General features: G+C 55.3%; 21 protein-coding genes. 14 read left to right on the forward strand and 7 right to left on the reverse strand.

Features of this window, described 5'->3' with window-relative positions; all coding sequences use genetic code 11:
• Positions 1-46 precede the first annotated feature (46 nt).
• From flgK to E3U32_RS06030, 11 genes are all read left to right on the forward strand, one after another.
• Positions 47-1,690 carry a flagellar hook-associated protein FlgK gene (flgK, locus tag E3U32_RS05980; protein WP_134348033.1) on the forward strand — a complete coding sequence of 548 codons (1,644 nt, stop codon included), beginning with the start codon at positions 47-49 and terminating at the stop codon, positions 1,688-1,690.
• Positions 1,691-1,700: 10 nt separating this feature from the next.
• Positions 1,701-2,594 (forward strand): flagellar hook-associated protein FlgL, encoded by an 894-nt coding sequence (flgL, locus tag E3U32_RS05985; protein WP_134348080.1) that lies wholly within the window; start codon positions 1,701-1,703, stop codon positions 2,592-2,594.
• A 76-nt stretch (positions 2,595-2,670) separates the two neighbouring features.
• Positions 2,671-4,296, forward strand: coding sequence for a methyl-accepting chemotaxis protein (locus E3U32_RS05990; protein ID WP_134348034.1), 1,626 nt, complete (start codon positions 2,671-2,673; stop codon positions 4,294-4,296).
• A gap of 158 nt (positions 4,297-4,454) precedes the next feature.
• Positions 4,455-5,177, forward strand: a complete 723-nt coding sequence (fliA, locus tag E3U32_RS05995) for an RNA polymerase sigma factor FliA (protein ID WP_134348081.1) — start codon at positions 4,455-4,457, stop codon at positions 5,175-5,177.
• A gap of 363 nt (positions 5,178-5,540) precedes the next feature.
• Positions 5,541-5,891 (forward strand): flagellar transcriptional regulator FlhD, encoded by a 351-nt coding sequence (gene flhD / locus E3U32_RS06000; protein ID WP_134348035.1) that lies wholly within the window; start codon positions 5,541-5,543, stop codon positions 5,889-5,891.
• 2 nt (positions 5,892-5,893) lie between these two features.
• Positions 5,894-6,469 carry a flagellar transcriptional regulator FlhC gene (gene flhC / locus E3U32_RS06005; RefSeq protein ID WP_134348036.1) on the forward strand — a complete coding sequence of 192 codons (576 nt, stop codon included), beginning with the start codon at positions 5,894-5,896 and terminating at the stop codon, positions 6,467-6,469.
• An 83-nt stretch (positions 6,470-6,552) separates the two neighbouring features.
• Positions 6,553-7,449 carry a flagellar motor stator protein MotA gene (motA, locus tag E3U32_RS06010; protein ID WP_134348037.1) on the forward strand — a complete coding sequence of 299 codons (897 nt, stop codon included), beginning with the start codon at positions 6,553-6,555 and terminating at the stop codon, positions 7,447-7,449.
• Positions 7,446-8,351 carry a flagellar motor protein MotB gene (motB, locus tag E3U32_RS06015; protein WP_134348038.1) on the forward strand — a complete coding sequence of 302 codons (906 nt, stop codon included), beginning with the start codon at positions 7,446-7,448 and terminating at the stop codon, positions 8,349-8,351. The genes motA and motB overlap by 4 nt, the downstream gene beginning before the upstream one ends.
• On the forward strand, positions 8,338-10,275 hold the full coding sequence (cheA, locus tag E3U32_RS06020) for a chemotaxis protein CheA (protein ID WP_134348039.1): 1,938 nt from the start codon (positions 8,338-8,340) through the stop codon (positions 10,273-10,275). The genes motB and cheA overlap by 14 nt, the downstream gene beginning before the upstream one ends.
• Positions 10,272-10,793 (forward strand): chemotaxis protein CheW, encoded by a 522-nt coding sequence (locus E3U32_RS06025; protein ID WP_134348040.1) that lies wholly within the window; start codon positions 10,272-10,274, stop codon positions 10,791-10,793. The genes cheA and E3U32_RS06025 overlap by 4 nt, the downstream gene beginning before the upstream one ends.
• Positions 10,794-10,894: 101 nt before the next feature.
• Entirely contained in the window at positions 10,895-11,794 is a 900-nt protein-coding gene (locus E3U32_RS06030) for a LysR family transcriptional regulator (protein WP_134348041.1), read from the forward strand.
• On the opposite strand, the gene E3U32_RS06035 is transcribed toward E3U32_RS06030, so the two are convergent.
• The 4 genes from E3U32_RS06035 to E3U32_RS06050 all read right to left on the reverse strand — a co-directional run bounded on the left by E3U32_RS06035 (position 11,769) and on the right by E3U32_RS06050 (position 17,347).
• Entirely contained in the window at positions 11,769-12,560 is a 792-nt protein-coding gene (locus tag E3U32_RS06035) for a substrate-binding domain-containing protein (protein ID WP_134348042.1), read from the reverse strand. The two genes, E3U32_RS06030 and E3U32_RS06035, sit on opposite strands and share 26 nt — an antisense overlap.
• A gap of 1 nt (position 12,561) precedes the next feature.
• Entirely contained in the window at positions 12,562-13,860 is a 1,299-nt protein-coding gene (locus tag E3U32_RS06040) for an MFS transporter (RefSeq protein WP_134348043.1), read from the reverse strand.
• Between the two features lie 273 nt (positions 13,861-14,133).
• Positions 14,134-15,783 carry a class I fumarate hydratase FumA gene (fumA, locus tag E3U32_RS06045; protein ID WP_134348044.1) on the reverse strand — a complete coding sequence of 550 codons (1,650 nt, stop codon included), beginning with the start codon at positions 15,781-15,783 and terminating at the stop codon, positions 14,134-14,136.
• A gap of 55 nt (positions 15,784-15,838) precedes the next feature.
• Positions 15,839-17,347 carry an anion permease gene (locus E3U32_RS06050; RefSeq protein WP_134348045.1) on the reverse strand — a complete coding sequence of 503 codons (1,509 nt, stop codon included), beginning with the start codon at positions 17,345-17,347 and terminating at the stop codon, positions 15,839-15,841.
• A 609-nt stretch (positions 17,348-17,956) separates the two neighbouring features.
• Between E3U32_RS06050 and E3U32_RS06055 the strand changes: the two genes are divergently transcribed.
• Positions 17,957-20,737 carry a flavocytochrome c gene (locus tag E3U32_RS06055; protein WP_134348046.1) on the forward strand — a complete coding sequence of 927 codons (2,781 nt, stop codon included), beginning with the start codon at positions 17,957-17,959 and terminating at the stop codon, positions 20,735-20,737.
• A 94-nt stretch (positions 20,738-20,831) separates the two neighbouring features.
• On the forward strand, positions 20,832-21,794 hold the full coding sequence (locus E3U32_RS06060) for an FAD:protein FMN transferase (protein ID WP_134348047.1): 963 nt from the start codon (positions 20,832-20,834) through the stop codon (positions 21,792-21,794).
• Here E3U32_RS06060 and dcuR read toward each other — a convergent pair.
• Positions 21,775-22,494, reverse strand: a complete 720-nt coding sequence (gene dcuR, locus E3U32_RS06065) for a two-component system response regulator DcuR (protein WP_063431846.1) — start codon at positions 22,492-22,494, stop codon at positions 21,775-21,777. The two genes, E3U32_RS06060 and dcuR, sit on opposite strands and share 20 nt — an antisense overlap.
• Positions 22,491-24,107, reverse strand: a complete 1,617-nt coding sequence (locus E3U32_RS06070; RefSeq protein ID WP_134348048.1) for a sensor histidine kinase — start codon at positions 24,105-24,107, stop codon at positions 22,491-22,493. Before E3U32_RS06070 ends, dcuR begins: the two co-directional genes overlap by 4 nt.
• Before the next feature lie 164 nt (positions 24,108-24,271).
• On the opposite strand from E3U32_RS06070, the gene E3U32_RS06075 reads away from it, so the two are divergent.
• Positions 24,272-25,135: an N-acetylmuramic acid 6-phosphate etherase gene (locus E3U32_RS06075; protein WP_134348049.1), complete on the forward strand. Its 864-nt coding sequence runs from the start codon at positions 24,272-24,274 to the stop codon at positions 25,133-25,135.
• A 56-nt stretch (positions 25,136-25,191) separates the two neighbouring features.
• Here E3U32_RS06075 and ompC read toward each other — a convergent pair whose 3' ends face one another.
• Positions 25,192-26,358 (reverse strand): porin OmpC, encoded by a 1,167-nt coding sequence (ompC, locus tag E3U32_RS06080; protein ID WP_134348050.1) that lies wholly within the window; start codon positions 26,356-26,358, stop codon positions 25,192-25,194.
• Between the last annotated feature and the right edge of the window lie 31 nt (positions 26,359-26,389).

The raw sequence follows: 26,389 nt of genomic DNA on the forward strand, positions 1-26,389 counted from the left end.
CCCGGAGGTGAACGCCGGGCCCGCAATCAGGGAATATCCAGAGCGTATGAATAACCTTTTTAATTTAGCCAGAAACGGCATCAGCGTGGCGCAGGCCGCGATCCGGGTGACGGGCGATAACCTGACGAACGGGATGTCCGCCAACTACAGCCGCCGTAGCCTGATTATCGGTGAGCTAGGCGGCATGTCGACCGCACAGGGCTTTTTTGGCTACGGTGCCCGCGCAAATGGCGTGGAACGTGCCTACGATGCGTTTGCCAACACCCAGCTGCGCGATTCACTGTCCAGCTACGCATCCTTCACCGGTCGAATGGAACAGCTGGCGGATATCGATAATATGCTGGCCGACGAGGCGGACAACGTCTCCGTTTCTCTGGGCAAGCTGTTTAAGGATATGGCGACGCTGAGCGGCGACCCGGCCGATGGCCCGGCGCGTGCGGCGGTATTTACCTCACTCGACGTGCTGGCAAACCGCTATAACGCCAGCGCCAAACGCTTGTCCGGGCTTGAAAAGAGCACCAACAGCCAGATTGAGCGCAGCACCAAAGAGATCAACAGCTTCACCGAACAGCTGGCCCAGGTGAATAAGCAGCTGGAGCGTCTGCAGGGAAATGGCGCACCGCCTGCCGATCTGCTCGACCAGCGCGACGCGCTGCTGGAAGGGCTGAGCGAGCATCTGGGGATTACCGTGACCGAAGACCATACGTCGGGTCGCGTGAGCGTTACGCTGTCCGATGGACGCCCGCTGGTCTCTGAAGGCACGGCGTACAAGCTGCAAACCTCGCCGTCCGATGCCGATCCCGGCAAGGTGATTGTCTCCTACGTGGATGCGAACGGCAAAGCGTCACCGCTGGATGAAAACGCCATCACTAAGGGACGTCTGGGCGGGCTGTTCAAATTCCGCAACGAAGACCTCACCGTCGCCCGTCAGGATCTGGATCAGATTGCCTTTATGATGGCGCACCGGATGAACGAGCAGAACCGCGCAGGTTTTACTCCGGACGGGACGCCGGGTGACGATCTCTTCTCTTTACCGGATATCAAAGCCATTGCGAACGCCAAAAACAAGGGCGGCGACGTGCTGGATCAGATCACAGTGACCAGTTTCAAAGATGTGAAGTCAGAAAATTATGACATCAGCTTTGATGGTACCGACTGGATTGTCACCGGGGCTGACGGTCGTAACGTTCCTCTCGACCCTGCTGCGCTGCCAGGCGCGCTGAAGTTTGATGGGGTTGAAATTACCCTGCCAGCGCCGTCGACGGCCCAGGCTGGAGACAAATTCACCCTAAACCCAATGGCGGGCGCAGCCGAAGGCATCAGCCGCAAGATAACCAGTGCGCAGGAATTTGCCGCATCTGATAGCGCGACGGGCGGTCCGGGAAATAACAAAAACCTCGAAGAGATGTTGAAAATCCAGGATGAGGCGCTGATTGGCAACGATACGCTCAGCGCGGCCTATGCCAGCCTGGCGGGGAAAATTGGTGAAAGCGCACGCGAGGTCAGATCCTACGCCACCAGCGCTGAAAATGATTTGCGAACCAAATATGACACCAAACAGGCAATCTCCGGGGTGAATATGGACGAGGAATATATCAACCTCGATATGTTCCGACAGTATTACAACGGCAGCGCGCAGCTGTTGAAAACCGCAACCGCGATGTTTGATGCCCTGCTGGCCATCCGATAAGGAAAAGATGATGCGATTAAGTACGCTTTATATGTACAAGCAAAGCTCGGAGTCGATGACAAAGCGCATGAGCCAAAGTAACGACGCTTATCTGCGGATGTCAGCGGGCAAAACGTTACTCAAAGCCTCAGACGACCCAACCGCCGCGACCGACGCGGTAAAACACCAGGACGCGCTGGCGAAGCTGGAGATGTACAGCAGCGTGCGATCCCGTGCACGCAGCGGGCTGGAGTTTCAGGATCATATTCTGAACGGCGTCGGTAACCTGATGACCACCACCCTGAAGGAAAAGATCGTTGCCGCAGGGTCTGGCGCTTATTCCGATGAGGACCGTAAGGCACTGGGAAAAGAGATAGAAGGTATTCGCGAGAACATGCTGGATTTAGCCAACAGCCGTGACGCATCCGGTCGCTATATATTCAGCGGGTTTAATACCGATACGCCCGCATTTGATGAAGACGGCGTTTATCAGGGGGGAGATGAGGCGCGTAAACAAACCGTGGCGGACGGCACTGCGATGCAAACCAGCCACCTCGGTGATGCTGTTTTCGATGATATTTTTGTGCTTCTCGAAGATGCCATTACGGAATTAAGCCGTGACCCCATTGATGAAGACGCTTTGAAAGCCGCGCTGAGTGCGGCCAGCCAGGGTATTGATGCCGGGATCGATCGACTGGGCAAAGTCCAGGCCGAACTGGGGACCAACATGCAGCAGCTTGATGCCCTGGATCTCACCGGTGATGTGATGATTAACGACACCATTGTCAAAGTGCAGGATGCCATTGGCGCAGATACCAGCATGCTGGTCACGCTGGTGTCGGAATCGCAGATGTCAGAGCTGGCGTTTAACGCCTCGATGTACGTCTACAAAAATATGCAGAAGATGACTCTGTTTAATATGTGAAGCATTAAACCGCTTAATTAACCTTTCTTCAGGCGCTACCGCGTACGGTTAAGCCGTGCGCGGCAGGTGAGAAACTATGTTAACGAAACTCAAAATTTACAGTGCAGTCAGCCTTATTATTGGCCTGTTTGCCATTATGGTATTCGGCGTTACGGCGTATTCCGTCTATAACGCCATGGGTAATAACAGTAATTTTAAACGTATTGTTGTCGCCTCTGAAAATAACGATCAGATGCGCGATGCGGCCTATAACATCAGTGCGGTGATGGCCAATACCAACGGTTTGATGCTGCAGTCGGCGCTGGGTAACTCGGTGTCGGAGAATGTGGCCAAACATACGCAGAACGTCGTGCGTATGGCCCGTCGTAATATGGATGCGTTTATGGCGTCGCCGTTTAACACGCCAGAAGAACGTCGTCTGGCTGCTGAAGTGAACGCGGCATTTAACGCGGTCTATAAAGTGGCCGAAGTGAAGCTGGGCTATTTGCGCAACCCTGCAGGTTATTCCGGTTCACTGGAACAGGATATGGAACTGCGCACCACGCTGCGTAATAAAGTGGAGCAGTACAGCGACGCCAGTACCCGTCTCAGTGAAACCTATATCAGCGAGTCCGAACGTGACTACAAGATGATGATGGGCGTCGGCGTATTCGTGGTGTTGCTGGCGATTGTGATGCTGTTAGTTGTTCGCTACTGGCTGCGTAATACCCTGGTGCGTCGAATGGAAACGGCGGTGGAAACCCTGCGTCGCGTGGCGGCGGGCGATCTCAGCCAGGCGATTGAGAGCGGTAGCCAGAATGAAATCGGCAATATGCTGACCGAACTGGAGACCATGCGTACCTCCCTGACCAGTACCATTCTGGGGATCCGCGACAGCGTGCAGCGCATTCACACCAACGCCCAGGAAATTGCCCACGGCAATAACGATCTCTCTTCCCGTACCGAAGAGCAGGCGGCGGCGCTGCAGGAGACGGCGGCCAGCATGGAGCAGATCAAAACCACCGTGCGTCAGAATGCTGACAACGCCCATGCGGCGCGTGAACTGGCGGAAAGCGCCAGCACCAATGCCCATAACGGCGGAGAAGTGATGCAGAGCCTGGAGCAGATCATGGCCCAGATCACCACCAGCTCGCGCCAGATTGCCGATATCAATGGCGTGATCGACAGCATTGCCAATCAGACCAACATCCTGGCCCTGAACGCGGCGGTGGAAGCGGCACGTGCGGGTGAGCAGGGACGTGGCTTTGCGGTCGTTGCCGAAGAAGTGCGGAACCTGGCAAAACGCAGCGCTGATGCAGCCAAAGAGATCAACCAGCTGATCAACACCAGCGTGAGCAATATTGACATCGGTTCGCGTCAGGTCGGACAGGCCAGCACCGTGATGCAGGAGATTGTGACCTCGGTTTCGCAGGTGACGCAGATCATGGGCGAAATCACCTCGGCATCGGACGAGCAGAGCGCGGGCATCAACCAGATTTCGCAGGCAGTTAATGAAATGGATCTGGTGACCCAGCAGAATGCGGCGATGGTGGAAGAGGCGGCCATGGCGGCGGGGGATCTGGAAGCCCAGTCCGATGCGCTGGAAAAACTGGTGGCGCAATTCAGGTTGAGTCACGAGAGCCGCGTCACGAATGTGGCCGTGGAGGCGAATAAGCCGCAGCGTCAAAAAGAACCAGACCTGGCCCAGTGGGAAACCTTTTAATCATATTAATTTCCGTCATTAATCACGCTGTTTTGCAACTTAGCGAATTAATTAAAGCGAAGTAACAGAATGCGCATTTTTATAAAGGCTTATCGCACTATTTGAATGCGCCATTTCACCGGATAATTCTCGAAGAGAATAGCGGGTGGAATGCAATCGTGGATGGTATTTATACGGCCGAAGGGCTGGAAGATAAAACGGTAGTCTGGTCTAAGTATCATTATCTGGTGCGGCAGGAAGCATTGCGTTTACATAAGCGACTTCCTGCCAGCGTCGAGCTGGATGATTTAATTCAGGCAGGCTCAATAGGTTTTTTAAGCGCAGTCGAAAGCTTTGACCCGAAAAAAGGGGTGACGCTAACAGCGTGGATCTCCCAGCGGGTGAAATGGGCGTTATTAGATGAGCTGAGAGAAAGTGACTGGGTTCCGCGCCGGGTACGAACCCATACGCGGGAAATAGTCGCACTTATTCAGCAAATTGAGCAGGAAAAAGGCGGAGAAGCCACCGAAGCTGAAGTTGCGGAGCGCATGGGCGTCTCGCTGCAGGAATTTCAGCAGATGCTGACGGATAATAACTCCAGCCAGATGTACTCGGTTGATGAGCTGCAGGAAAATTATGCCGACAGCTGGGAAACGAGTGATGACGAGAATGAACAGCTTAATCCGCTGAATGATGCCATCAGGAAGAATTTGATGGAACGGATCGCCGAGCATATTCAGTTCATTCCCGAAAGAGAGCAGGTACTGTTACAGCTCTATTACCTTCAGGATTTGAATATGAAAGAGATTGGGCTGGTGTTGGGGATTACGGAAACGCGCGTGAGCCAGTTACACAGCCTGGCGGTTAAGAGGTTAAGAAGTCGTATGGAGTCGTCATATTAATAATTACAGGTTATTAACATTTAAAGAGTAATACGGGTGGCAGAGCAGGATTAATCATTAAAATCAAGGTTTAATAACGTTTAACAATGCTTTGTTAACTTTTTAAATCAACAAGTTAACACCAATTTGCTGATTTAGAGAAATTTCTGTCGCTTGTTCGGAAAATGCTTAGTGTTTATGATTTTGCCAGTTTTGTGATGCAGCCTCCTTTGGCATTGATATGATAATTTGGCATTTACTGAGGAAGATTGACTTACCTTAGTGAATATCAATACCAAAAGACTCTCTGCATCAGTTCGGAAACGTTATCTATCTAAACTGACAAGCCAGTTGTTGGCTGAATAACATTGGGAGTTTTCGCCTGTGTCCAATTTCGACGAGTACCTGCAAAATATTCACGATATTAACCTGTCCTATCTTCTGCTGGCACAGCAGCTGATCCGTCAGGATAAATTTGCGGCGGGTTTTCGCCTTGGATTGTCTGAAGGAACAATTGACAACCTTAAAGAGCTTTCGTTACCACAATTAATGAAGTTGTCCACCACCAATCAGCTTATTTGTCGCCTGCGTGTTGATGATGAAGTGGTAATTGAAAATCTGACTAAAGATTCGCGCATTGAAGCGCTGCAGCAAATTCACACCGGCATTATTTTGTCGACCAATCTTCTTAACGCCTTAAGCGAAGAAGAAGCCATGACCGCAGAGGAGGCATAATAATGTGTGGTGAAAAAAGTCTGCTGCAGGAAATTGATGAAGTGAATATCGCCATGGGATTAATTTCTCTGGGCGCGCGAATGCAGGTACTGGAATCGGAAACGTCGCTAAGCCGCCGTCGTCTGCTTCGGTTATATAAAGAATTACGCGGTTGTCCGCCGCCAAAAGGCATGCTGCCGTTTTCAGAAGACTGGTTTATGTCGTGGGAGCAGAATATTCACTCGTCCATGTTCTACAACATTTTCCTGTATTTGAAAAAGACCGAGCAGGGGCGTTCCATTGAAATGCTGATGAAGACCTATCGTCTTTATCTGGAGCAGTGCAGTTCTTGTGCGGATGATAAGCCGGTTCTTGGGCTGACGCGTGCCTGGACATTATTACGTTTTATCGACTGCGGCATTATTTCGCGTAAAGCCTGCAGCGTCTGCGGCGGCGGTTTTATCGTCACCACGGAATTCATTAAAAACCCATTTACCTGCAGCTTGTGCAGTCCACCGTCGCGTGCGCTTAAAAAATCCCAGGTGAGCAATACCGGGCTTCTGGGCTCGTTCGCCGCGCCGGAAATCCTGACGGCCTGATCCCTGCGACAGCTGTGCGCAAGATGGCATTTACCTGATGCCGGGTCTCCCGGCATCGGTCGACGTATGTAAAAGGAGAAATTGTGTTAGTTATTGTTGGCTATCTTGTTGTCATACTGACCGTTTTTGGTGGTTTTATTCTGTCCGGCGGTAACCTGAGCGCGCTGTTTCAGCCGCTGGAGCTGCTGATTATCGGCGGTGCTGGCGTCGGGGCGTTTATCGTCGGCAACAACGTCAAATCCCTGAAAGCCACGGGGAAGGCGTTGGTCAAAGTTTTTATCGGTAAGCGCTACAACAAAGCGGTGTACATGGATTTGATGGCCCTGATGTTCCTGCTGCTCTCCCAGAGCCGTGTGCACGGGCTGATGTCGCTGGAAAAGGACATTGAAGACCCGCAGAACAGCGATATTTTCAGCGCCTATCCCCGCCTGATGAGCGACCCGATGCTCGCCAACTTTATCCTCGATTACTTCCGCCTGATGATCGGCGGCAGCATGAATTCCCATGAAATCGAAGCCCTGATGGACGAAGAGATCGAAACCTGCGAAGAGGAGCTGGAAGTGCCTGCTCACAGCCTGAACACGGTGGGCGACGCGTTTCCGGCGTTCGGTATTGTGGCCGCGGTGATGGGCGTGGTGAATGCCCTGGGGTCGGCGGATCGCCCGGCGGCGGAGCTGGGGATGCTGATTGGCCACGCGCTGGTGGGCACCTTCCTCGGGATCCTGATCGCGTATGGTTTCGTGTTACCGCTGGCGACGTTGCTGCGCCAGAAGAGTTCCGACCAGGTCAAAATTTTGCAGTGCATCAAAGTGACGCTGCTCTCCAGCCTCAATGGCTATGCGCCGCAGATTGCGGTTGAGTTCGGCCGTAAAACCATCTTTACCAGTGAACGTCCGTCGTTTGAAGAGCTGGAAGAGCACGTGCGCGATGTGAAATCCAACGCCACGCTGAAAACCAAATCGGCGGACAATGCAGCATGAAGAACGTCACGCCCGTCATCATTTCACGCAAGCGCAAAAAGAAGAAACACGCGCATCACGGCGGAACCTGGAAGATTGCCTATGCCGACTTTATGACCGCGATGATGGCGTTCTTTCTGGTGATGTGGCTGCTGGCGCAGTCCACGGACATGGAAAGGGAGCTGATTGCCGACTACTTCCGCATGCCGTTGAAGCCATCGATGGCGAACGGCGATAAAACCAGCCTGAGCGACAGCGTCATCCCCGGCGGTGGGGATGACATTCTCAAGCGGCAGGGCGAAGTGTACAAAGGGCAGCTTAGCCAAATCGATAAGCACAAGCGCATCGAAAGCCTGAAGCAGGCAAAAGAGAAGCTGCAGAAGATGATCGAAACCGATCCGCGGCTGAACAACTTCAAGTCAAACATTCTGCTGAACCTCACCAACGACGGTCTGCTGATCCAGATAACCGACTCGCAGGACAGACCGATGTTCCGCGTCGGCAGTGAACTGCCGGAATCCTATATGAACGGCATTCTGCAGGCGCTGGTGCCGCTGCTGCAGGAACTGCCAAACGCGCTGAGCCTGACGGGACACACCGATTCGCTGCCGTATGCCGGTGGCGACGGCGGCTACAGCAACTGGGAACTCTCTGCCGGACGCGCGAATGCCGCCCGTCGGGTGCTAGTCCGTGGCGGGCTTAACGATGAGCGCTTCTTACGCGTGATCGGCACCGCCAGCCGGATGCCGCTGGAGAACACGCCGCCGGAAAGCGCGGTAAACCGCCGCATCAGCATTCTGGTACTCAGTCGTTCGAAAGAGCAGGAGATCCGTCTGGAAGATACGCAGGCTCAACGTGCAGACAGCGTGCTGAGCGATATCAATCTGCAAAACGTGCAGGGTTATACCGATGGACATGAATGATTTTTCGCAGATCTTTTTTACCGAGGCGGAAGAACTGCTGGCCGAAATGGAGCAGGAACTGCTGCAGCTTGACGTGTTGGCACCGGACCAGGAACAGCTAAACGCCATCTTTCGTGCCGCACACTCGCTGAAAGGCGGCGCGGCCACCTTTGGATTTACCGCATTACAGGAGACGACCCACCTGCTGGAGAACCTCCTCGACCAGGCGCGGGCAGGGGAGAGAACGCTCAGTCGCTCAATCATCAACCTTTTTCTGGAATGTAAGGACATTATGCAAGCGCAGCTGGAAGCCTATCAGTCTTCGCAGGAGCCTGATGAAGCAAGTTTTCGCTATATCTGTGAAGCCCTGAGGGAGATTGCTCTTGAAGGTCAGCAGCCCACGACGCCAGCGGAGAGACTGGCCCCCGCGCCAACGCCGGCCAGCACGGCGAAGGCAACGGAAACCACGCTGGTGGTGACCCTGCGGAACGTCGAGGCGCGCGAGCAGACGATGCTGCGCGATGAGCTGACCAACATGGGCGAGATAACAGACGTTGAGGCGACGTCAGACTGCATGACCGTCACGCTGCGCACGACCGTCACGGCGGACGATATCACCGCCGTACTCTGCTTTGTGCTCGACAACAAGCAGATCGAGGTCCGTCCTGCACAAGCCACACCGCCGGTACAGACGCCGGTTGCGGTGCCTGAGACCGTTGTCAAAAAAGCGCCGCCCGCGCCGCGTGCGGCGAATCAGGAGTCGGGCAGCATTCGCGTGGCGGTGAGTAAAGTCGACCAGATCATCAACCAGGTCGGTGAGCTTATCATCACCCAGGCGATGCTCTCCCAGCTGTCGCGTACCCTCGACCCTGCCAGTTACGATCTGCTCTCCGGCTGCGTGGCGCAGATGGAGCGCAACACCCGCGAGCTGCAGGAGTCGGTGATGTCCATTCGTATGATGCCGATGGATTACGTCTTTAGCCGCTTCCCGCGACTGGTGCACGACCTGGGCTCTCGCCTGAATAAAGTGGTTGAGCTGACCCTTAAAGGCGGCTCTGCGGAGCTGGATAAGAGCCTGATCGAGCGCATTATTGACCCGCTGACCCACCTGGTACGTAACAGCCTTGACCACGGCATTGAAGAGAAAGAGGTGCGCGTCGCAAAAGGCAAACCGGTGACCGGGAACCTGACGCTCTCGGCCGAACACCACGGCGGCAATATCGTGATTGAGGTCAGTGACGATGGGGCGGGGCTGAACCGGGAGAAGATCCTCGCCAAAGCACGTTCTCAGGGCATGACCATCAGCGACACCATGAGCGACGACGATGTGTGGATGCTGATCTTCGCCGCCGGTTTCTCCACCGCCGAAAGCGTAACGGACGTCTCCGGACGTGGCGTTGGGATGGACGTGGTGCGACGCAACATTCTGGCGATGGGCGGCCACGTGGACGTGCTCTCGACGCCAGGGGCCGGGACGACCATCCGCATTATTCTGCCGCTGACGCTGGCGATCCTCGACGGCATGCTGGTGAAGGTGGGGGAGGAGATTTACGTCCTGCCGCTGGGCGCGGTGATGGAGTCGCTGCGGCCGACCGACGAAATGCTGTGCCGCTTTGTCGGTGAAGAGCGTCTGCTGCAGGTGCGCGGCGAATATCTGCCGCTGGTGCTGCTGCGCCAGCGTCTCTCGGTGGCGGGTGAAGCCCCTGCCGATGACGGCATCGTGGTTATCGTGCAAAGCGCGGGCTGCCGCTATGCGCTGTGGGTCGATCAGCTTATCGGCCAGCAGCAGGTGGTGGTGAAGAACCTTGAACATAACTATCGCAAAGTTCCTGGCGTCTCCGCTGCAACCATCCTCGGCGATGGCAGCGTGGCGCTGATCCTTGACGTGGTTGAGCTCTCGACGCTCAACGCGGCACAACCCCAGAGGGAGGGGGTAAACGCATGACTGTAGCAACCGCCAGTAAACCCGCCGCAACCGACGCTATCGCGCAGGAGTACCTGGTATTCCGCCTGGGCGACGAAGAGTACGGCATTGATATTCTCAAAGTGCAGGAGATCCGCGGCTGCGATCGCCTGACGCGTATTCCGAACGCGCCGAATTTTATTACCGGCGTGACCAACCTGCGCGGCGTGATTGTGCCGATTGTCGATCTGCGCGTGCGCTTTGAATTGCCCGACCCGTCGCAGGACGACAAAACGGTGGTGATTGTGCTCAATCTGAATGACCGCGTGGTGGGTATTGTGGTTGACGGCGTAGCGGACGTGCTGTCGATTGACGTGGATAACATCAAGCCGACCCCGGACGTGGCCTCGGTACTCTCTGGCCGTTATCTGCTTGGGCTGGGGGTGCTCGACAGCCGAATGATTATTCTGGTGAATATTGAAATGCTGCTGAGCCGCGAGGAGCTGGCGCTGGTGGATGCGGTGGCTGCCTCTCATAGCGATGCCCAGGGCGCAGTGTAGCGCTTTCCGGACACACATCAGCGGCAGAGGTTGCCGCTGATTCATAAGTCGCTATTATGAATGTCCGAGTTTCCAGAAAGCGCTAAGGATTGCCAGAAAATATGCCCGTCAATTTCGACCTCAACGATCTTTACGCCTTCAGAGCCCTGGTGGAGTACGGTAACTTCCGTATCGCCGCGGAATCTATCTGTATCTCCCAGTCCGCCTTAAGCCGCCGCATTGAAAAGCTGGAGACGGCAGTCGGCGCGAAACTGTTCGACAGAACCACCCGGCGCGTGACGCTGACGCTTTTCGGGCAAACTTTTGCCGACCGCTGCGGGCAGCTTCTGGAAAACGTGGAGTCGATGCTGGCCGATATCGATAAGGTAAGCGAGGAGCGCACCGGGCTTATCACCGTCGCCACCGTGCCTTCGGCGGCCTGTCATTTTATGCCGGAGGTGATCCGCCAGTTCCACAGCCGCTATCCGCGCGTGCGCATCAAGCTTATCGACAGCAGCGCGGGCAACGTGATTGAGGCGGTGGCCAGCGGGCAGGCGGATTTTGGCATCTGTTTTGCGAGAACGCTTCAGCCGGATATCACCTTTATTCCGCTGGTGGAGGATGTGTATGTCGCCGCCTGTCGTCGCGATAGTCCGCTGGCGGGGCGCAAGAGTCTGACCTGGGAGGCGTTTTATCAGCAGGATTACATTAGCCTGGATATTACGTCGGGGAACCGGAATCTGCTCGATCAGATGCTCGGCCACATTAAGCCGGAGCGTCCGGGGATTTGCGAGACGCGCCACGTCACCACGATGCTGGGAATGGTAGAAGCGGGGATTGGCATTGCTGCCGTCCCCGCCATGTCAATGCCGCACGCTGAGCATTCCATTCTGACGCATATCCCGCTGACCGAGCCCGAAGTGAAACGCACTGTCGGGCTGATCCGGCGCAGCGGGCGTATTCAGTCGTGGATTGCCGCCGAGCTGGAAACCCTCATTACTGCGCGTTATCGCGCGGCGTAGCGACGGGGATCATCCCGGTGGCGGTGATGGTTTCCTGTGCTTTCGCTGAAGCGAGGTAATCCAGCAGGGCTTTCCCCTCGGAAGGGTGCTCCGCGTGGGCGGTGACCGCCCCGGCAAAACGGGTGATGTATTGCAGATTATCCGGCAGTTTGCCGACAAAGGTCACGCCGGGCACGGGTAACAGCTCGCTAACCTGCTGGAAACCCACGGCGTATTTCCCTTTCGCCACCTCAGAGGCGACCGGGATCCGCTCCACCTTGTGCGCTTTTCCCTCTACCTGTGCTTCAATTCCCAGCTTTTTGAACAGCTCTGTTTGCACATACCGGCCGCTGGCGCTGTCGGAGTAGGCGATGGCGCTGGCCTGAAGCAGGGTCTGTTTTAGCGCGCTATCTGTGGCGATATCCGGTACCGGCGAGCCGGCTTTCACCACCACGCCGATGGGGGAATCCGCCAGTTCAACGCGCGAGCCCGCTTTGACCATCTGGTCCTTTGCCAGATGCGTCAGCGCATCACCGACCATAATCACCACGTCCGCTTTTTCACCGCGAGCCAGCCGGTTGGGGATCGCCTGCGGCGTCTTTCCCATCGACGGCCCCGGGATCAGCACGATGCGATCGCCCGTCTGAGCTTCATACTTGGGCGCAAGTTTTTCCAGCGCAGCCTTGAAGCCGCCTGAAATCATCACCGTCACCTCCTGAGCCAGCGCGCCTGCGCTGGTTGCCATCAACACCAGCCCGGTCAGTCCTGAACGTAAAAATGTGTGCATATTATCCTCTCTGTACTTGCAGACTCATCGCGCTGCGGCGATAGAGATAAAGCGTTGCCAGCAGTGCGCAAATCGCCGCGAAGCTCATCCAGTAGCCCGGGGAGGCTTTGTCACCGGTGTACTCAATCAGGGCCGTTGAAATGACCGGCGTAAACCCGCCGAAGACGGCGGTAGCGAGGCTGTACGCCAGTGAGAAACCGGCCACACGCACTTCAACCGGCATGATCTCCGTCAGGGCCGGGATCATCGCGCCGTTGTAGAGGCCATAGAGGAATGAGAGCCACAGCAGCACGCTCAGCATCATGGAGAAGCTGGGCGCGTTAGCCAGCAGCGTCAGGGCCGGATAGCTGGTCGCCAGCGCCAGCAGGGTCATGGCAATCAGCACCGGTTTACGGCCGAAGCGGTCCGACAGGGCACCGCCCACCGGCAGCCAGATAAAGTTAGAGATCGCCACCAGCAGCGTCACCAGCAGGCTGTCGGAGGCGCTCAGCATTAACACTTTTTTGCCAAAGGTGGGCGCGTAAACGGTGATCAGATAAAAGGCCGTTGTGGTCATGGCCACCATCAGCATACCCGCGACCACAACCGGCCAGTTCGCCAGCAGGGTGGTAAAGACCTGACGCATCGCCAGCGTGTGACGGCGCGCGCGGAACTCTTCGGTCTCTTCCAGCTTGCGGCGCAGGAAGAAGATAAACGGCACAATCAGGCAGCCGAACAGGAACGGGATCCGCCAGCCCCATTCACGAATGGCGCTCTCTTCCAGCATCGCGTTCAGCGCAAAGCCCATTGCCGCGGCCACCATAATCGCCACCTGCTGGCTACCGGACTGCCAGCTGGTGTAAAAGCCTTTGCGGCCCGGCGTGGCAATTTCCGCCAGATAGACGGAGACGCCGCCAAGCTCCGCCCCGGCGGAAAAGCCTTGCAGCAGGCGTCCAGCCAGCACCAGCAGCGGCGCCCACAGGCCGATACTTTCATAAGAGGGGATCAGCACTATCAGGAAGGTGCCGGCCGCCATAATCGACAGGGTGACGATCAGCCCTTTGCGACGACCGACCTTGTCGATGTAAGCCCCAAGGACAATCGCGCCGATGGGGCGCATTAAGAAGCCTGCGCCGAAGACGGCGAAGGTCATCATCAGCGACGCAAATTCACTGCTCGCCGGGAAGAAGGTATGCGCGATGTAGGTGGCGTAAAACCCGAACAGGAAGAAGTCGAATTGCTCAAGGAAATTGCCCGAGGTGACGCGAAGTATCGCGCCCGCTCGTGCTCGAACGGTTGCAGGTGGGGTTGAGGAAATCATGGTCGTCTCCAGTTTATTATTGACGTGTTGTCCGTCTGTTTCTGAAAACTGGATCAGTGAGGAGGATTTTATAAGCGCAATAAACACATCATCTGATGCGTGTGCTGCATCAATCGGGATGGGGGCGTTGAGAGTTATTTGTTTAACAATGAGTTAACATTGTATTGATGATTTATTCACCTGATGACGCTAGCGTATCGTGTTTGCTGTTTTGTGAACAGACGCAGCCAACGAAAAAGCCCGGCGGCGTTGAGCCTGCCGGGCTGATGGCACTTAGCGCTGCGAACAACCCGCGCACTGTTTGTTCTGGATCTGCTGGAAGAAATCGTTGCCTTTGTCATCCACCAGGATAAACGCCGGGAAGTTCTCCACTTCAATTTTCCAGATGGCTTCCATTCCCAGCTCCGGATACGCGACGCATTCCAGGCTCTTGATGCTGTTTTGCGCCAGCACCGCCGCCGGGCCGCCAATGCTGCCCAGGTAGAAGCCACCGTGTTTATGGCAGGCATCGGTCACCTGCTGGCTGCGGTTGCCTTTCGCCAGCATGATCATGCTCGCGCCGTGGGACTGCAGTAAATCCACATACGAGTCCATACGTCCTGCCGTGGTCGGGCCGAGTGAGCCAGACGCGTAGCCTTCTGGCGTTTTCGCCGGGCCTGCATAGTAAATCGGGTGATCTTTGACGTACTGCGGCAGTGCTTCACCGTTGTCGAGCAGCTCTTTCAGCTTCGCGTGGGCGATATCGCGCGCCACGATGATGGTCCCGTTCAAGGACAGGCGGGTGGAGACCGGATGCGCGGAAAGCTGGGCGAGGATCTCATTCATCGGCTTGTCGAGATTGATGCTCACCACGTCGCCTTCGCCCTGCTGGCGCAGTGATTCAGGAATATACTGGCCCGGGTTGTGTTCAAGTTTTTCAATCCAGATCCCGTCGCGGTTGATTTTCGCTTTGATATTGCGGTCTGCGGAGCAGGAGACGCCCATGCCGATTGGGCAGGAGGCGCCGTGGCGCGGCAGGCGGATCACGCGGATATCGTGGGCAAAGTATTTACCGCCAAACTGCGCGCCGAGGCCGAGGTTCTGCGCTTCCTGGAGCAGTTCCTGTTCGAGCTGAACATCGCGGAACGCCTGGCCGTGTTCGTTTCCTTCAGTTGGCAGCGCATCGTAGTAGCGGGTGGAAGCCAGCTTCACGGTTTTCAGCGTCGCTTCCGCTGAGGTACCGCCAATCACAAACGCGATATGGTACGGCGGGCACGCCGCGGTGCCCAGGGTGCGCATCTTCTCAACCAGATAGTTTTTCAGCTTCGCCGGGGTGATCAGCGCTTTGGTTTCCTGATAGAGATAGGTTTTGTTGGCTGAACCGCCGCCCTTCGCCATGCACAGGAATTTGTACTCGTCGCCGTCGACGCTGTAGAGGTCAATCTGCGCAGGCAGGTTGGTGCCGGTGTTCACCTCTTTATACATATCCAGCGCCGCATTCTGGGAGTAGCGCAGGTTGTCTTCAATGTAGGTGTTGTACACGCCCTGACTTAGCGCGGCTTCATCGCCGCCGCCGGTCCAGACGCGCTGGCCTTTTTTACCCATGACGATCGCCGTGCCGGTATCCTGACAGGTTGGCAGCACGCCCTTGGCGGCGATTTCAGAGTTACGCAGGAACTGCAGGGCAACGTATTTGTCGTTCTGGCTGGCTTCCGGGTCGTTGAGAATGGCGGCAACCTGCTTCTGGTGGGAAGGACGCAGCATAAACGCGGCATCGTGGAAAGCCTGCTGCGCCAGCAGGGTCAGCGCCTCTGGCTCGACTTTCAGGACTTCCTGACCGTCGAATTCGGCAACGGAGACGTGCTCTTTGGTCAGCAGATAGTATTCGGTGTCGTCATGGGAAAGAGGGAAGGGGTTCTGGTAGATAAACGGTTTGTTTGACATAGCGTATTGCTCCACAAAAATAAAACCGCCGGAGGAGAAGTCCGGCGGTCAGGAATCAGAACATCATGGACATCCACGGATAACCAATCAGCAGCAGGGCCGCCAGGAAGATGGCACCGAAGATGGTGCCGAGGCGCCAGTAGTCTTTGGTTGGCAGGTAGCCGCTACCGTAGTAAATCGGGCTTGGACCAGTGCCGTACGGGGTGATGATCCCCATTACGCCCAGCGAGGTCACCATCAGCAGGACGAATACTTCCATATTCATGCCCGGAATGGTGGAGGCGATGGTCAGCATCGCTGGCAGCAGCGCGGTGGTGTGCGCGGTGGTACTGGCAAACAGGTAGTGCAGCAGGTAGAACGCCAGCAGCAGGACGATGGTCGCCACGCCCGGAGAGATACCGCTCATCAACAGACCGCCTTCTTTACCTAACCAGCTGATAAAGCCGGTAGAGGAGAGGCCATCTGCCAGCGCCACCAGGGTGGCGAACCAGACGAAGGTGTTCCACGCGGCTTTGTTACCGGTGATATCGTTCCACTCCAGCACGCCGGTCCACAGCATCAGACCCACGATGAGCAGGGCCGCCATGGCAGGCTCAATCCACGCGGCAGCGAAGATCCACATCAGCAGCGCACAGCACACGAACACCAGCAGCAGAATTTCATTGCGGGACAGTTTGCCCAGTTTTTCCAGCTCACGGGTTGCCCACAGCGGCACTTCGTTATTCACTTTCACTTCGGGTGGGTAGAACCAGTAGGCCAGCAGCGGCATAACCAGAATCAACAGCACGCCGAGCGGCAGGAAGGCGAGGAACCAGGTCCCCCAGGAGATATCAATCCCAACCGTACTTTTCACCAGCGCCAGCGCCAGCAGGTTCGGCGCGAGGGCGGAGAGGAACATTGAACTGGTGATACAGGCCGCGGTAATCGCCACCCACATCAGATACGAACCAATTTTACGCGCGCTTGGGTCGTTCGGTTTTGAACCATACAGCGGCGGCAGGTTAGCGATGATCGGGTAGATGGTCCCGCCGCTGCGCGCGGTGTTGGACGGCGTAAACGGTGCCAGCAGCAGGTCTGCGAAGGTAATGGCGTAACCGAGCGTCAGGCTGCGACGGCCGAGATACTTCACCAGAATCAGCGCCAGACGGCGGCCGAAGCGGGTTTTGTCATAGCCTGCGGCGAACATAAAGGCACCGAAAATCAGCCAGACGGTAGAGTTACCAAAACCGCTCACCGCCCATTTAAAGGAGGCGCCCGCCAGCTTGAATTTCGGGTCAGCCAGCTGGTCAGGGCTGAACAGCACCCACTGACTGCACAGGGCAATGGCGACCACGCCGGTCAGGCCAATCACCGCACCCGGCAGCGGTTCGAAGATCAAGCCGACGATCACGCCGACAAAGATGGCGAAGTAGTGCCATGCGTAAGGCGGCAAGCCTTCAGGAACGGGAACAAACAGCAGCAGTACGGCGACGATGATGGGTAACGCCATCATCAGCAATCGTTTTGCGTTTCCATTTGATGCCTGGTTCGCCACAGGGGGCGTTACAGCAGTTTTTGTGTTCATAGTTTCACGTCTTAAGTTGTCAAGAATTCGGTCGCACTGAAAAACAAAATCGCTTTCTTAAGTTTCTTTGCTTTTTTTAGTTATTAAAGGTGCTGTTTTGTATTTTCAGTAATAGCGATTTAACGCTTTTTGGTTTGCGCTAAATTAAAAAATGATGATGTTTTTATATTGCGCTTTTGGATGCCATAACTATTGATCGCGATCAAAAAAACAGAATTGCAGCGTTATTTTTATGCTTTTATTAATAACCACTCTGGCGTATGTGGGTATTACGTATTTTACGAATATGTTTTATCATTTTTGTAACAACTCAACTTTTTGTGAGTTTTTATATCATTGATTTATAATGCATTTTATGGTTTGTGGTGAAATGGTTTTACCATTAATCATTTAACGAGTTTTAAATTATTGTGAATGGCTGAATTACAATCGCTAACACCAATGTGTTATTTATGTTATCGCAGGGATTAAATAGTTTTTTAACTAACGTAATAACTTTAGAAACTAAAAAAATCATTATATTAATATCATGACATCGGCAAATAACGACGAAATAAAAAACCAATCCGATAACGAATTCTTAATTTTTAAAAGTTTGGAGTTTCTAATATGAGCACTAACGAACGTATTCTTAGCCCCTTCACATTACCGAATGGTACTGAACTGAAAAACCGTTTGTTAATGGCCCCTATGACAACCTGTACCGGCTATTATGACGGTACCGTCACCAGCGAGCTGGTGGAGTACTATCGGGCCCGTTCCGGCAGCATTGGCACCATCATTGTTGAGTGTTGCTTCGTCGACGATCTCGGTCTCGCCTTCCCGGGTGCGATCGGTATTGATAATGACGAGAAAATCGCCGGGCTGGCGAAAATCGCGGAGGCGATTAAATCCAAAGGCTCTAAGGCGCTGCTGCAGATCTACCACGGCGGCCGCATGGTCGACCCAAAACTGATTGGTGGCCGTACCCCGGTTGGTCCGAGTGCGGTTGCCGCGCCGCGCGAGGGCGCCGCGACGCCGGTTGCCCTGACTGGCGAAGAAGTCGAAGGCATGATCGGCAAGTTTGGTGAAGCCGTACGCCGCGCTATTCAGGCCGGCTTCGACGGTGTCGAGATCCACGGCGCAAACACCTACCTGATTCAGCAATTCTATTCACCGAACTCAAACCAGCGCGATGACGAGTGGGGCGGCAGCCGCGATAACCGCGCGAAATTCCCGCTGGCGGTGCTGGACATTACCCATAAGATGGTGCGCCAGTACGCCGACGATGCGTTCATCGTTGGCTATCGCTTCTCCCCTGAAGAGATGGAAGTCCCGGGCATCCGCTTTGACGACACCATGTACCTGCTGGAAAAACTGGCGGCGCGCGGCGTGGATTATCTGCACTTCTCCGTCGGCGCTACCCTGCGTCCTTCCATTGTCGATACCCAGGACCCGACGCCGCTTATCGAAAAATACTGCGCCATGCGTTCTGATACGCTGGCACAAGTTCCGGTCATGGGCGTGGGCGGCGTGGTGAATGCCGCGGATGCCAATGAAGCGCTGGAACACGGTTACGACCTGATTGCCGTGGGGCGCGCCACTATCGCTTATCCGGACTGGACCGACCGCATCGCGGCTGGTGAAAGCCTTGAGCTGTTTATGGATAGCACCAAACGCGAAGAGCTGAGCATTCCTGAACCGCTGTGGCGCTTCTCGCTGGTGGAGGCGATGATCCGCGACATGAGCATGGGCGAATCCAAATTCAAACCGGGCACCTTTGCGGAAAAAGTGCAGGATGACGCGAACGAACTTGTGATTAACGTTAGCCTGGAGACCGATCGCATAGCGGACATCGAGCTGGCCTCTGGTCCGAGTGAAGACGTAGAGTTTGTGACCAGCTTTGAAGAGATCCGCACCCGCATTCTGGACGCCAATACCCCGCACGTGGATGCCATCACGGGGGCAACCAGCCAGAGCGAAGCGGTGAAAAAAGCGGTCTCTAAAGCGATGCTGAAATCCAGCAAAGCGCTGGCCGCGGAAGAGGGCGTTGACCCGAACGAAACCCGCAGCGTAGACGTTGTGGTGGTCGGCAGCGGCGGTGCCGGTCTGGCCGCGGCCATTCAGGCCCACGACGAAGGTGCGAGCGTGCTGATTGTTGAGAAGATGCCAACCATCGGCGGTAATACCATTAAAGCCTCTGCCGGGATGAACGCCGCCGAGACGCGCTTCCAGCGGGTGAAAGGCATTCAGGACAGCAAAGAGCTGTTCTACCAGGAAAGCCTGAAAGGCGGCGGTAACAAGAACAACCCGGAACTGCTGCGCCGCTTTGTTGAGAACGCGCCGCAGGCGATTGAGTGGCTGGCAACGCGCGGCATCATGCTTAACGACATCACCACCACCGGCGGGATGAGCATCGACCGTACTCACCGTCCAAAAGACGGTTCTGCGGTAGGCGGTTATCTGATCAGTGGCCTGGTGCGTAACGTCAACAAACGCAACATTGAGGTGATGCTGGATACCTCCGTCAGCGACATCGTCTTCGAAAACGGCGAAGTGACCGGCGTACGTCTGATGACCGAAGAGAACGAAACCCTCACCGTCGCAACCAAAAGCGTGATTGTGGCGACGGGCGGCTTCAGCGCCAACAGCCAGATGGTGGTGAAATACCGCCCTGACCTGGAAGGTTTTGTGACCACTAATCACAAAGGGGCGACCGGCGGCGGTATTGCGCTGCTGGAGCGCATCGGAGCCGGTACGGTTGATATGGGCGAAATCCAAATTCACCCAACCGTGGAGCAGAAAACCTCGTACCTGATTTCTGAATCCATCCGCGGCGGCGGGGCGATTCTGGTCAACCAGCAGGGGAACCGCTTCTTTAACGAAATGTCGACCCGCGATAAAGTCTCGGCGTCAATTATCGCCTTGCCTGAGAAATACGCCTACATCGTCTTTGACGAGCACGTACGTGCCAAAAACAAAGCCGCGGATGAGTACATCGCCAAAGGCTTTGTGACCAGCGCCAGCTCGCCAAAAGCCCTGGCAGAGGAACTGGGAATGGATTACCACGCTTTCCTGGCGACTCTGGAACGCTACAACGGTTTCGTTGAAAAACAGCACGATGACGATTTTGGTCGTACCACCGCGCTGCGTGCGCCAATCAACGAAGGGCCGTTCTACGCCATTCAGATTGCGCCGGGCGTGCACCACACCATGGGCGGCGTGACCATCAACACCGAAACCTGCGTGCTGGACAGCAACCACAAGGTGCTGCCAGGGGCGTTTGCGGCAGGTGAAGTGGTCGGCGGGATCCACGGCGGTAACCGTATCGGCGGTAACGCGGTGGCAGATATCATTATTTTTGGTACGCTTGCCGGACATCAGGCGGCGATGCGCTCGAAAAGAACGTAAGGCACCTGTTATGTAGGCCGGATACGCGCAGCGCTATCCGGCAATTTCCCCGGCGGCGCGGTGCTTGCCGGGGCTACATCTGAGGAAACATGCCATGTCTGATGACAGCCGCGTCTACAGTTACTCCGCCGTTCTGATGGGTTCGCCCATCCTCCTGAAACTCTTCTCCCATGACGAAGCCCTCGCGTCCCGCGTGTTTCGCCTGATCAAACAGTATGAAGATCTGCTCACCGTCAACCGCGCGCACTCGCAGGTCATGGACATCAACCATGCGGCTGGCCAGCATCCGGTCGCCGTCAGTCGGCCGGTGTTTGAGCTGATCCGCTGTGCAAAAGCGGCAAGCCTGCTCAAGGACAGCGCCTTTAACCTGACCATTGGTCCTCTGGTGAAGCGCTGGAAAATTGGCTTTCAGGGAGACCGCGTTCCGCCTGCTGATGAAATTGCATCGCTGCTGGCGATTACCCGTCCTGAGGATGTCATTCTTGATGAGGCCAGCTGCAGCGTGTTTCTGACCAGAGCGGGGATGGAGATCGATCTGGGAGCTATCGCCAAAGGGTATATTGCCGACAGGGTGCGTGATTACCTTCATAAAGAGGGCGCTGAGCTGGGGCTGATTAACCTCGGGGGGAATATCCAGACGCTGGGCTCGCCGGAAGGGGGCTGGAACGTGGGGCTTAAAAAACCGTTCGCCGCAGAGGCGCTGATCGGCACGATGACCGTTGAGAACCTGTCCGTCGTCACATCGGGAACGTACGAGCGCTATTTTGAACAAGACGGCAAACGTTACCACCACATTCTCGATCCGCGCACCGGGTATCCGCTGGATAACGAACTGGATAGCGTGACCATTATTTCTAAAAATTCCATCGACGGCGATATCTGGACCACGCTGATGTACGGCATGGGCGTGGAAAAGGGCTGTGCCGCCCTGCGCGCGCGCCCCGATATTGACGCTGTCTTTGTGACCAAAACAAAAGAAGTGGTGTTCTCTTCAGCACACCACTTCCGCTTTACCCTGCTGGATAACGACTACCGCGTTACTGACAGTATTGCTTGAGCAGGCCCGTCTGCTCCGGCTGGAGACGGTAGCGATACACCGGACGCCCGGTGGCACCGTAGTGAATGCTGGTGAAGAGAATATTGATTTGCGCCAGCCAGATCAGGTACTTGCGGCAGGACACGCGGGAGATATTGACCGCGCTTGCCAGGTCATCGGTGGAAAACTCCGTCTCCGGATGGGCGTCAATCCACTGGCAAATCGTGCGCAGCGTTTGCGGCGTTAACCCTTTCGGCAGCTTTTTACTGTCCGCCAGCTCCGGCGCCCCGCCGTGGATCAGCCGGTCGACGTCCGCCTGCTCATAATACTGGTGCGATCCCATCAGGTTGTGCTTTGCCTTCCAGCCGTTCAGCGCCTCTTCAAAGCGCGGGAACTGGAACGGCTTTATCAGATAATCCACCACGCCGTAATGGATGGAGGTCTGGATCGTGGCGGCGTCGGCGGCCGAGGAGATCATAATCACATCGATTGGGCGGCCGGACGCGCGAATAACGGGCAGCAGATCCAGCCCGTTATCCTGCTGCATGTAGACATCCAGCAGCACCAGATCGACAGGTTGGCTGGGGTTATTAATGATGGCCTCGGCCTGGTTTAGCGTGGAGGCGACGCCGCAGCAGCTAAAGCCTTCAACACGGTTGACATACAGACGGTTGAGGTCGGCTACCATGGCGTCATCATCGACAATTAATACATTTATCACGCGATATTCCTCTCGCTATCCCAGGGGATGTGAACAAAAAATTGGGTAAATACGCCTGGCTCAGACTCGACGGTGATATCGCCGCCGAGGTTCTGGATTTGCTGGCGAGCAAGGAACAGCCCAACGCCACGGTTTTCACCTTTTGTTGAGAAGCCCTTTGTAAAAATAGCCTCCAGCTGAGTGGGATCAATGCCGGGGCCATCGTCGCTGACTTCACAGCTGAGCCAGCCGTTCTGGTAATGCAGCAGCAGGCTGATTTCGCCTTCCGGCTGGCCTTGCATCGCGTCGAGCGCGTTTTCAATAAGGTTACCCAGCGCGGTGATCAGCACCGCGACCTGCTCTTCGCTGGCGGTATCCGGGATCTGGCATTCATCCGCCAGCGTCAGTGTGACGCCCGCTTCTTTCGCCCGGTTGATTTTACCCAGCAGGAATCCGGCAATCACCGGAGATTTTACCTTGCTCTGTATCGTACCGATATCCGTCTGATAATGATGGGCCGTCTGGATGATGTACTCTTCCAGCTTGTCGTAGCGCTTAATGTGCAGCAGGCCCAGGATCACGTGCAGCTTGTTCATAAACTCGTGCGTATGGGCACGCAGGGCGTCGACGTAATTGACCATGCCATCGATACGCTGCATCAGCTGGCTGATTTCGGTTTTATCGCGGAAGGTGGTGATGGCGCCGATCACCCGATCCTGACTTTTAACGGGCACCATGTTGCACAGCAGCAGCCGGCCGTTGCAGCTGATCTCCTGATCCTGGCGCGCAACGCCCGTCTTTGAGACTTCCCGCAGGCTGGCCAGCAGAGGAGCACTGGCGTTTTCGGTCTGCTTGCCTGAGGGGAGAAGCAGTATTTCTCTGGCGGTCTGATTAATCATCGTCACGCGCCCGTGAATATCGACGGCCAGAACTCCTTCACGCAGCGACTGCAGCATCGCCTGACGCTGTTCAAACAAGGCGGAAATTTCGTAGGGTTCGAGCCCGAACAGAATGCGTTTCAGTACCCGTACCAGGCCCCAAATCCCCATAGAGCTCATAAAAATACTGAACAAAATGGTCCAGACGGCGTTGAGCCGCCCGCGGGCAATCTGTTCTTCGACTTTTTTGAGGGAGATACCGACCGCTACCACGCCGATCTGATCGTGCTGGCTGTCGTAAACGGGGGTGAAAACGCGAAGCGCTTCGGCGAGCGCGCCCCGGTTAACCGATACGTTTTCTTTGCCTTCCAGCGCGGGAGTTAAATCGTCGCCGATAAAATGCAGACCCAGCAGCGCCTCGTTCGGGTGAGAATAGCGGATCCCGCGCATATCGGTCACCACGGTGAACAGTAGATCGTTTCGTTTCGTCACCGCCTGGGCGATGGGCTGAATAATATTCTCCTGCGGTGCCTGCATCAGGCCGCGCTGGATATCCGGGCTGTTAGCCAGCGTTCTGGCGATACCCAGAGCCGTATCTTTTACATCATCGCGGGTCGCCCGGGTGATTTGTACGGAATAGAGCGCAAAGACCACCAGTAGCACAGAGGCAATAATCGCGCACACCATCAGCGTGACCAGCGTGTTCAGCTTCATGGGGCGCTTGCGCGTCGGAAGGAAAGGCTGCAAATCGCTCATCAACACTCCGCGATGATTAAGAAAGGGGTAATTATCGCTGATGACGCGCTTTTCTTAAAGCCATGTAAAGGCGTGGATTTGGTCCTCTTTTCGTGACCCCCCTCGCAGGTCATCTATATAAAACACTTTATAGTGTGTGTGTACTCATAATAAGGAGGCTGTTTATGAGCATTATGCTTACCGGTTCGGTCAAGGAAAGACGGCACGCCAGCACGATGAATATTGATCGATTGTCCACGCTGGACATGCTGAAAGTCATTCACCAGGATGATGCACTCATTTCTGCGGCTATCACCCCTTGTTTACATACTATCGCCCGCGTGGTGGATAACGCCGCCGCGACCCTCAGCCACGGGGGGCGTCTGGTCATTGTCGGCGCGGGGCCGTCAGGATGCGTCGCACAACAGGTTGCTGATGAATATGCGCCGGGCAAAACCCCTGTGATGGCCGTTACGGCACAAGAAGGGGAAGGGAGCTACGAGCGCGGCGTTGCCGACCTGCAGGCCATCAAATTTGGTGAACACGATATGATGCTGGCAGTAAGCGTCAGCGGAAAAACGCCGTGGGTCTGGGGGGCAATGCGCCATGCGTGGTCGCTGGGTTCGCCGGTCGCCATCATCACCGGTGATGCGCAAAGTGAAGCCGCGCAGCTGGCGAGCATGGTCATCGCTCCGGAATTGGGTGCTGATGTTGTTGCTGGCTACCTCAACACCAAAGCGGGGATCGCGCAAAAAATGATCCTATCGATGATCGCAACCGGGCTAGCCGTCCGAACCGGACGCGTTTACAGCAACCTGCGCGTGGATCTTGAAGCAAGTAATACCAAATGGGCTGAGCGGCAAATCGCCATTGTGATGGAAGCGGGGGGATGCACCCGGGCGGAGGCAAAAGCCGCGCTGGAGAGCAGTAACCATAACTGTAAAACGGCGATACTGATGGTGCTGACAGGGCTGGATGCGTGGAAAGCCCATGAGCTGCTGGCGCAGAATAACGGGTTTATCCGCGTGGCGCTGCAGGAAGCGCCGTAATATCTTAAATAAAGAAATAAAAAAGGCCGCGATTGCGGCCTTTGATATTTTTGGGATTAGAACTGGTAGGTCATGCCGATGCCAACGATGTCATCCGTTGCGATGTTATTGTCTTTATAGAAGCGATCGTCGTTGTCCAGCAGGTTGATTTTATAATCAACGTAAGTAGAGAAGTTTTTGTTGAAGCTGTAGGTCATGCCGAGATCGATATAGTTCACCAGATCCTGGTCTACGTAGTCGTAGCCATTACCTGTATGATAATCATTGCCGCCAATGTCTTTACCTTTGGAGTAAACCCAAGCCAGAGACGGACGCAGGCCGAAGTCGAACTGATACTGGGCTACGGCTTCGAAGTTCTGGGTTTTATTCGCGATACCAAAATCACCAAATGGGGTCATGTTGCGGGTTTCCGCATACATCATCGCCAGATACACACCCTCTGCATCATATTTTGCGCCAATGGTCCAGGCTTCAGCGCGTTCGCCACCTGCATATGGGCTGTAGCGGTTGTAGTTACCCGCACCGTATGCAACCTGTTTGTTCGTACGGTCGGAAGATGAATACGCTGCGCCCAGGCTCAGACCGAAGTCGAAATCATAGGTCGTTGACATACCGAAGCCGTCGCCATTCTGGAAACGCACTTTGTCATGACCGTTTTTAGTGCCTTCCTGATCTTCTGAAGGATCCTGATCTTCGTTAGCGCCCTGATACTGCAGCGCGAAATTCAGACCTTCAACCAGGCCGAAGAAATCTGTATTACGGTAGGTTGCCAGACCGTTAGCACGACCGTTCATGAAGTTATCGGTCCAGGTGTAAGAATCACCGCCAAATACAGGCAGCATATCGGTCCAGGCTTCAACGTCGTACACGACGCCGTAATTACGACCATAATCAAATGAACCGTATTCGCCATATTTCAGACCAGCGTATGCCAGACGGTTAAACGATTTGTCACCCGCGCCTTCGGTATCGTTAGCGTAGGTTTTATATTCCCATTGGCCGTAGCCGATCAGATCGTTGGTGATCTGGGTTTCGCCTTTGAAACCAATCTGGACATAGGTTTCATCGCCATCGTCGCTAGGGTTGTCAGAGAAGGTATGACGCGCATCAACCTTACCGTACAGGTCAACTTTGTTGCCATTTTTGTTGTACATCTCAGCCGCATTTGCTGCGCCAGCCATTAATAACGCGGGTACAAGAATCGCCAGAACTTTTCTTTTCATTATATATTCCCTTGAAAGATAATTTATATGA

It is taken from the genome of Lelliottia nimipressuralis (assembly GCF_004402045.1).
GTDB lineage: Bacteria > Pseudomonadota > Gammaproteobacteria > Enterobacterales > Enterobacteriaceae > Enterobacter > Enterobacter chinensis.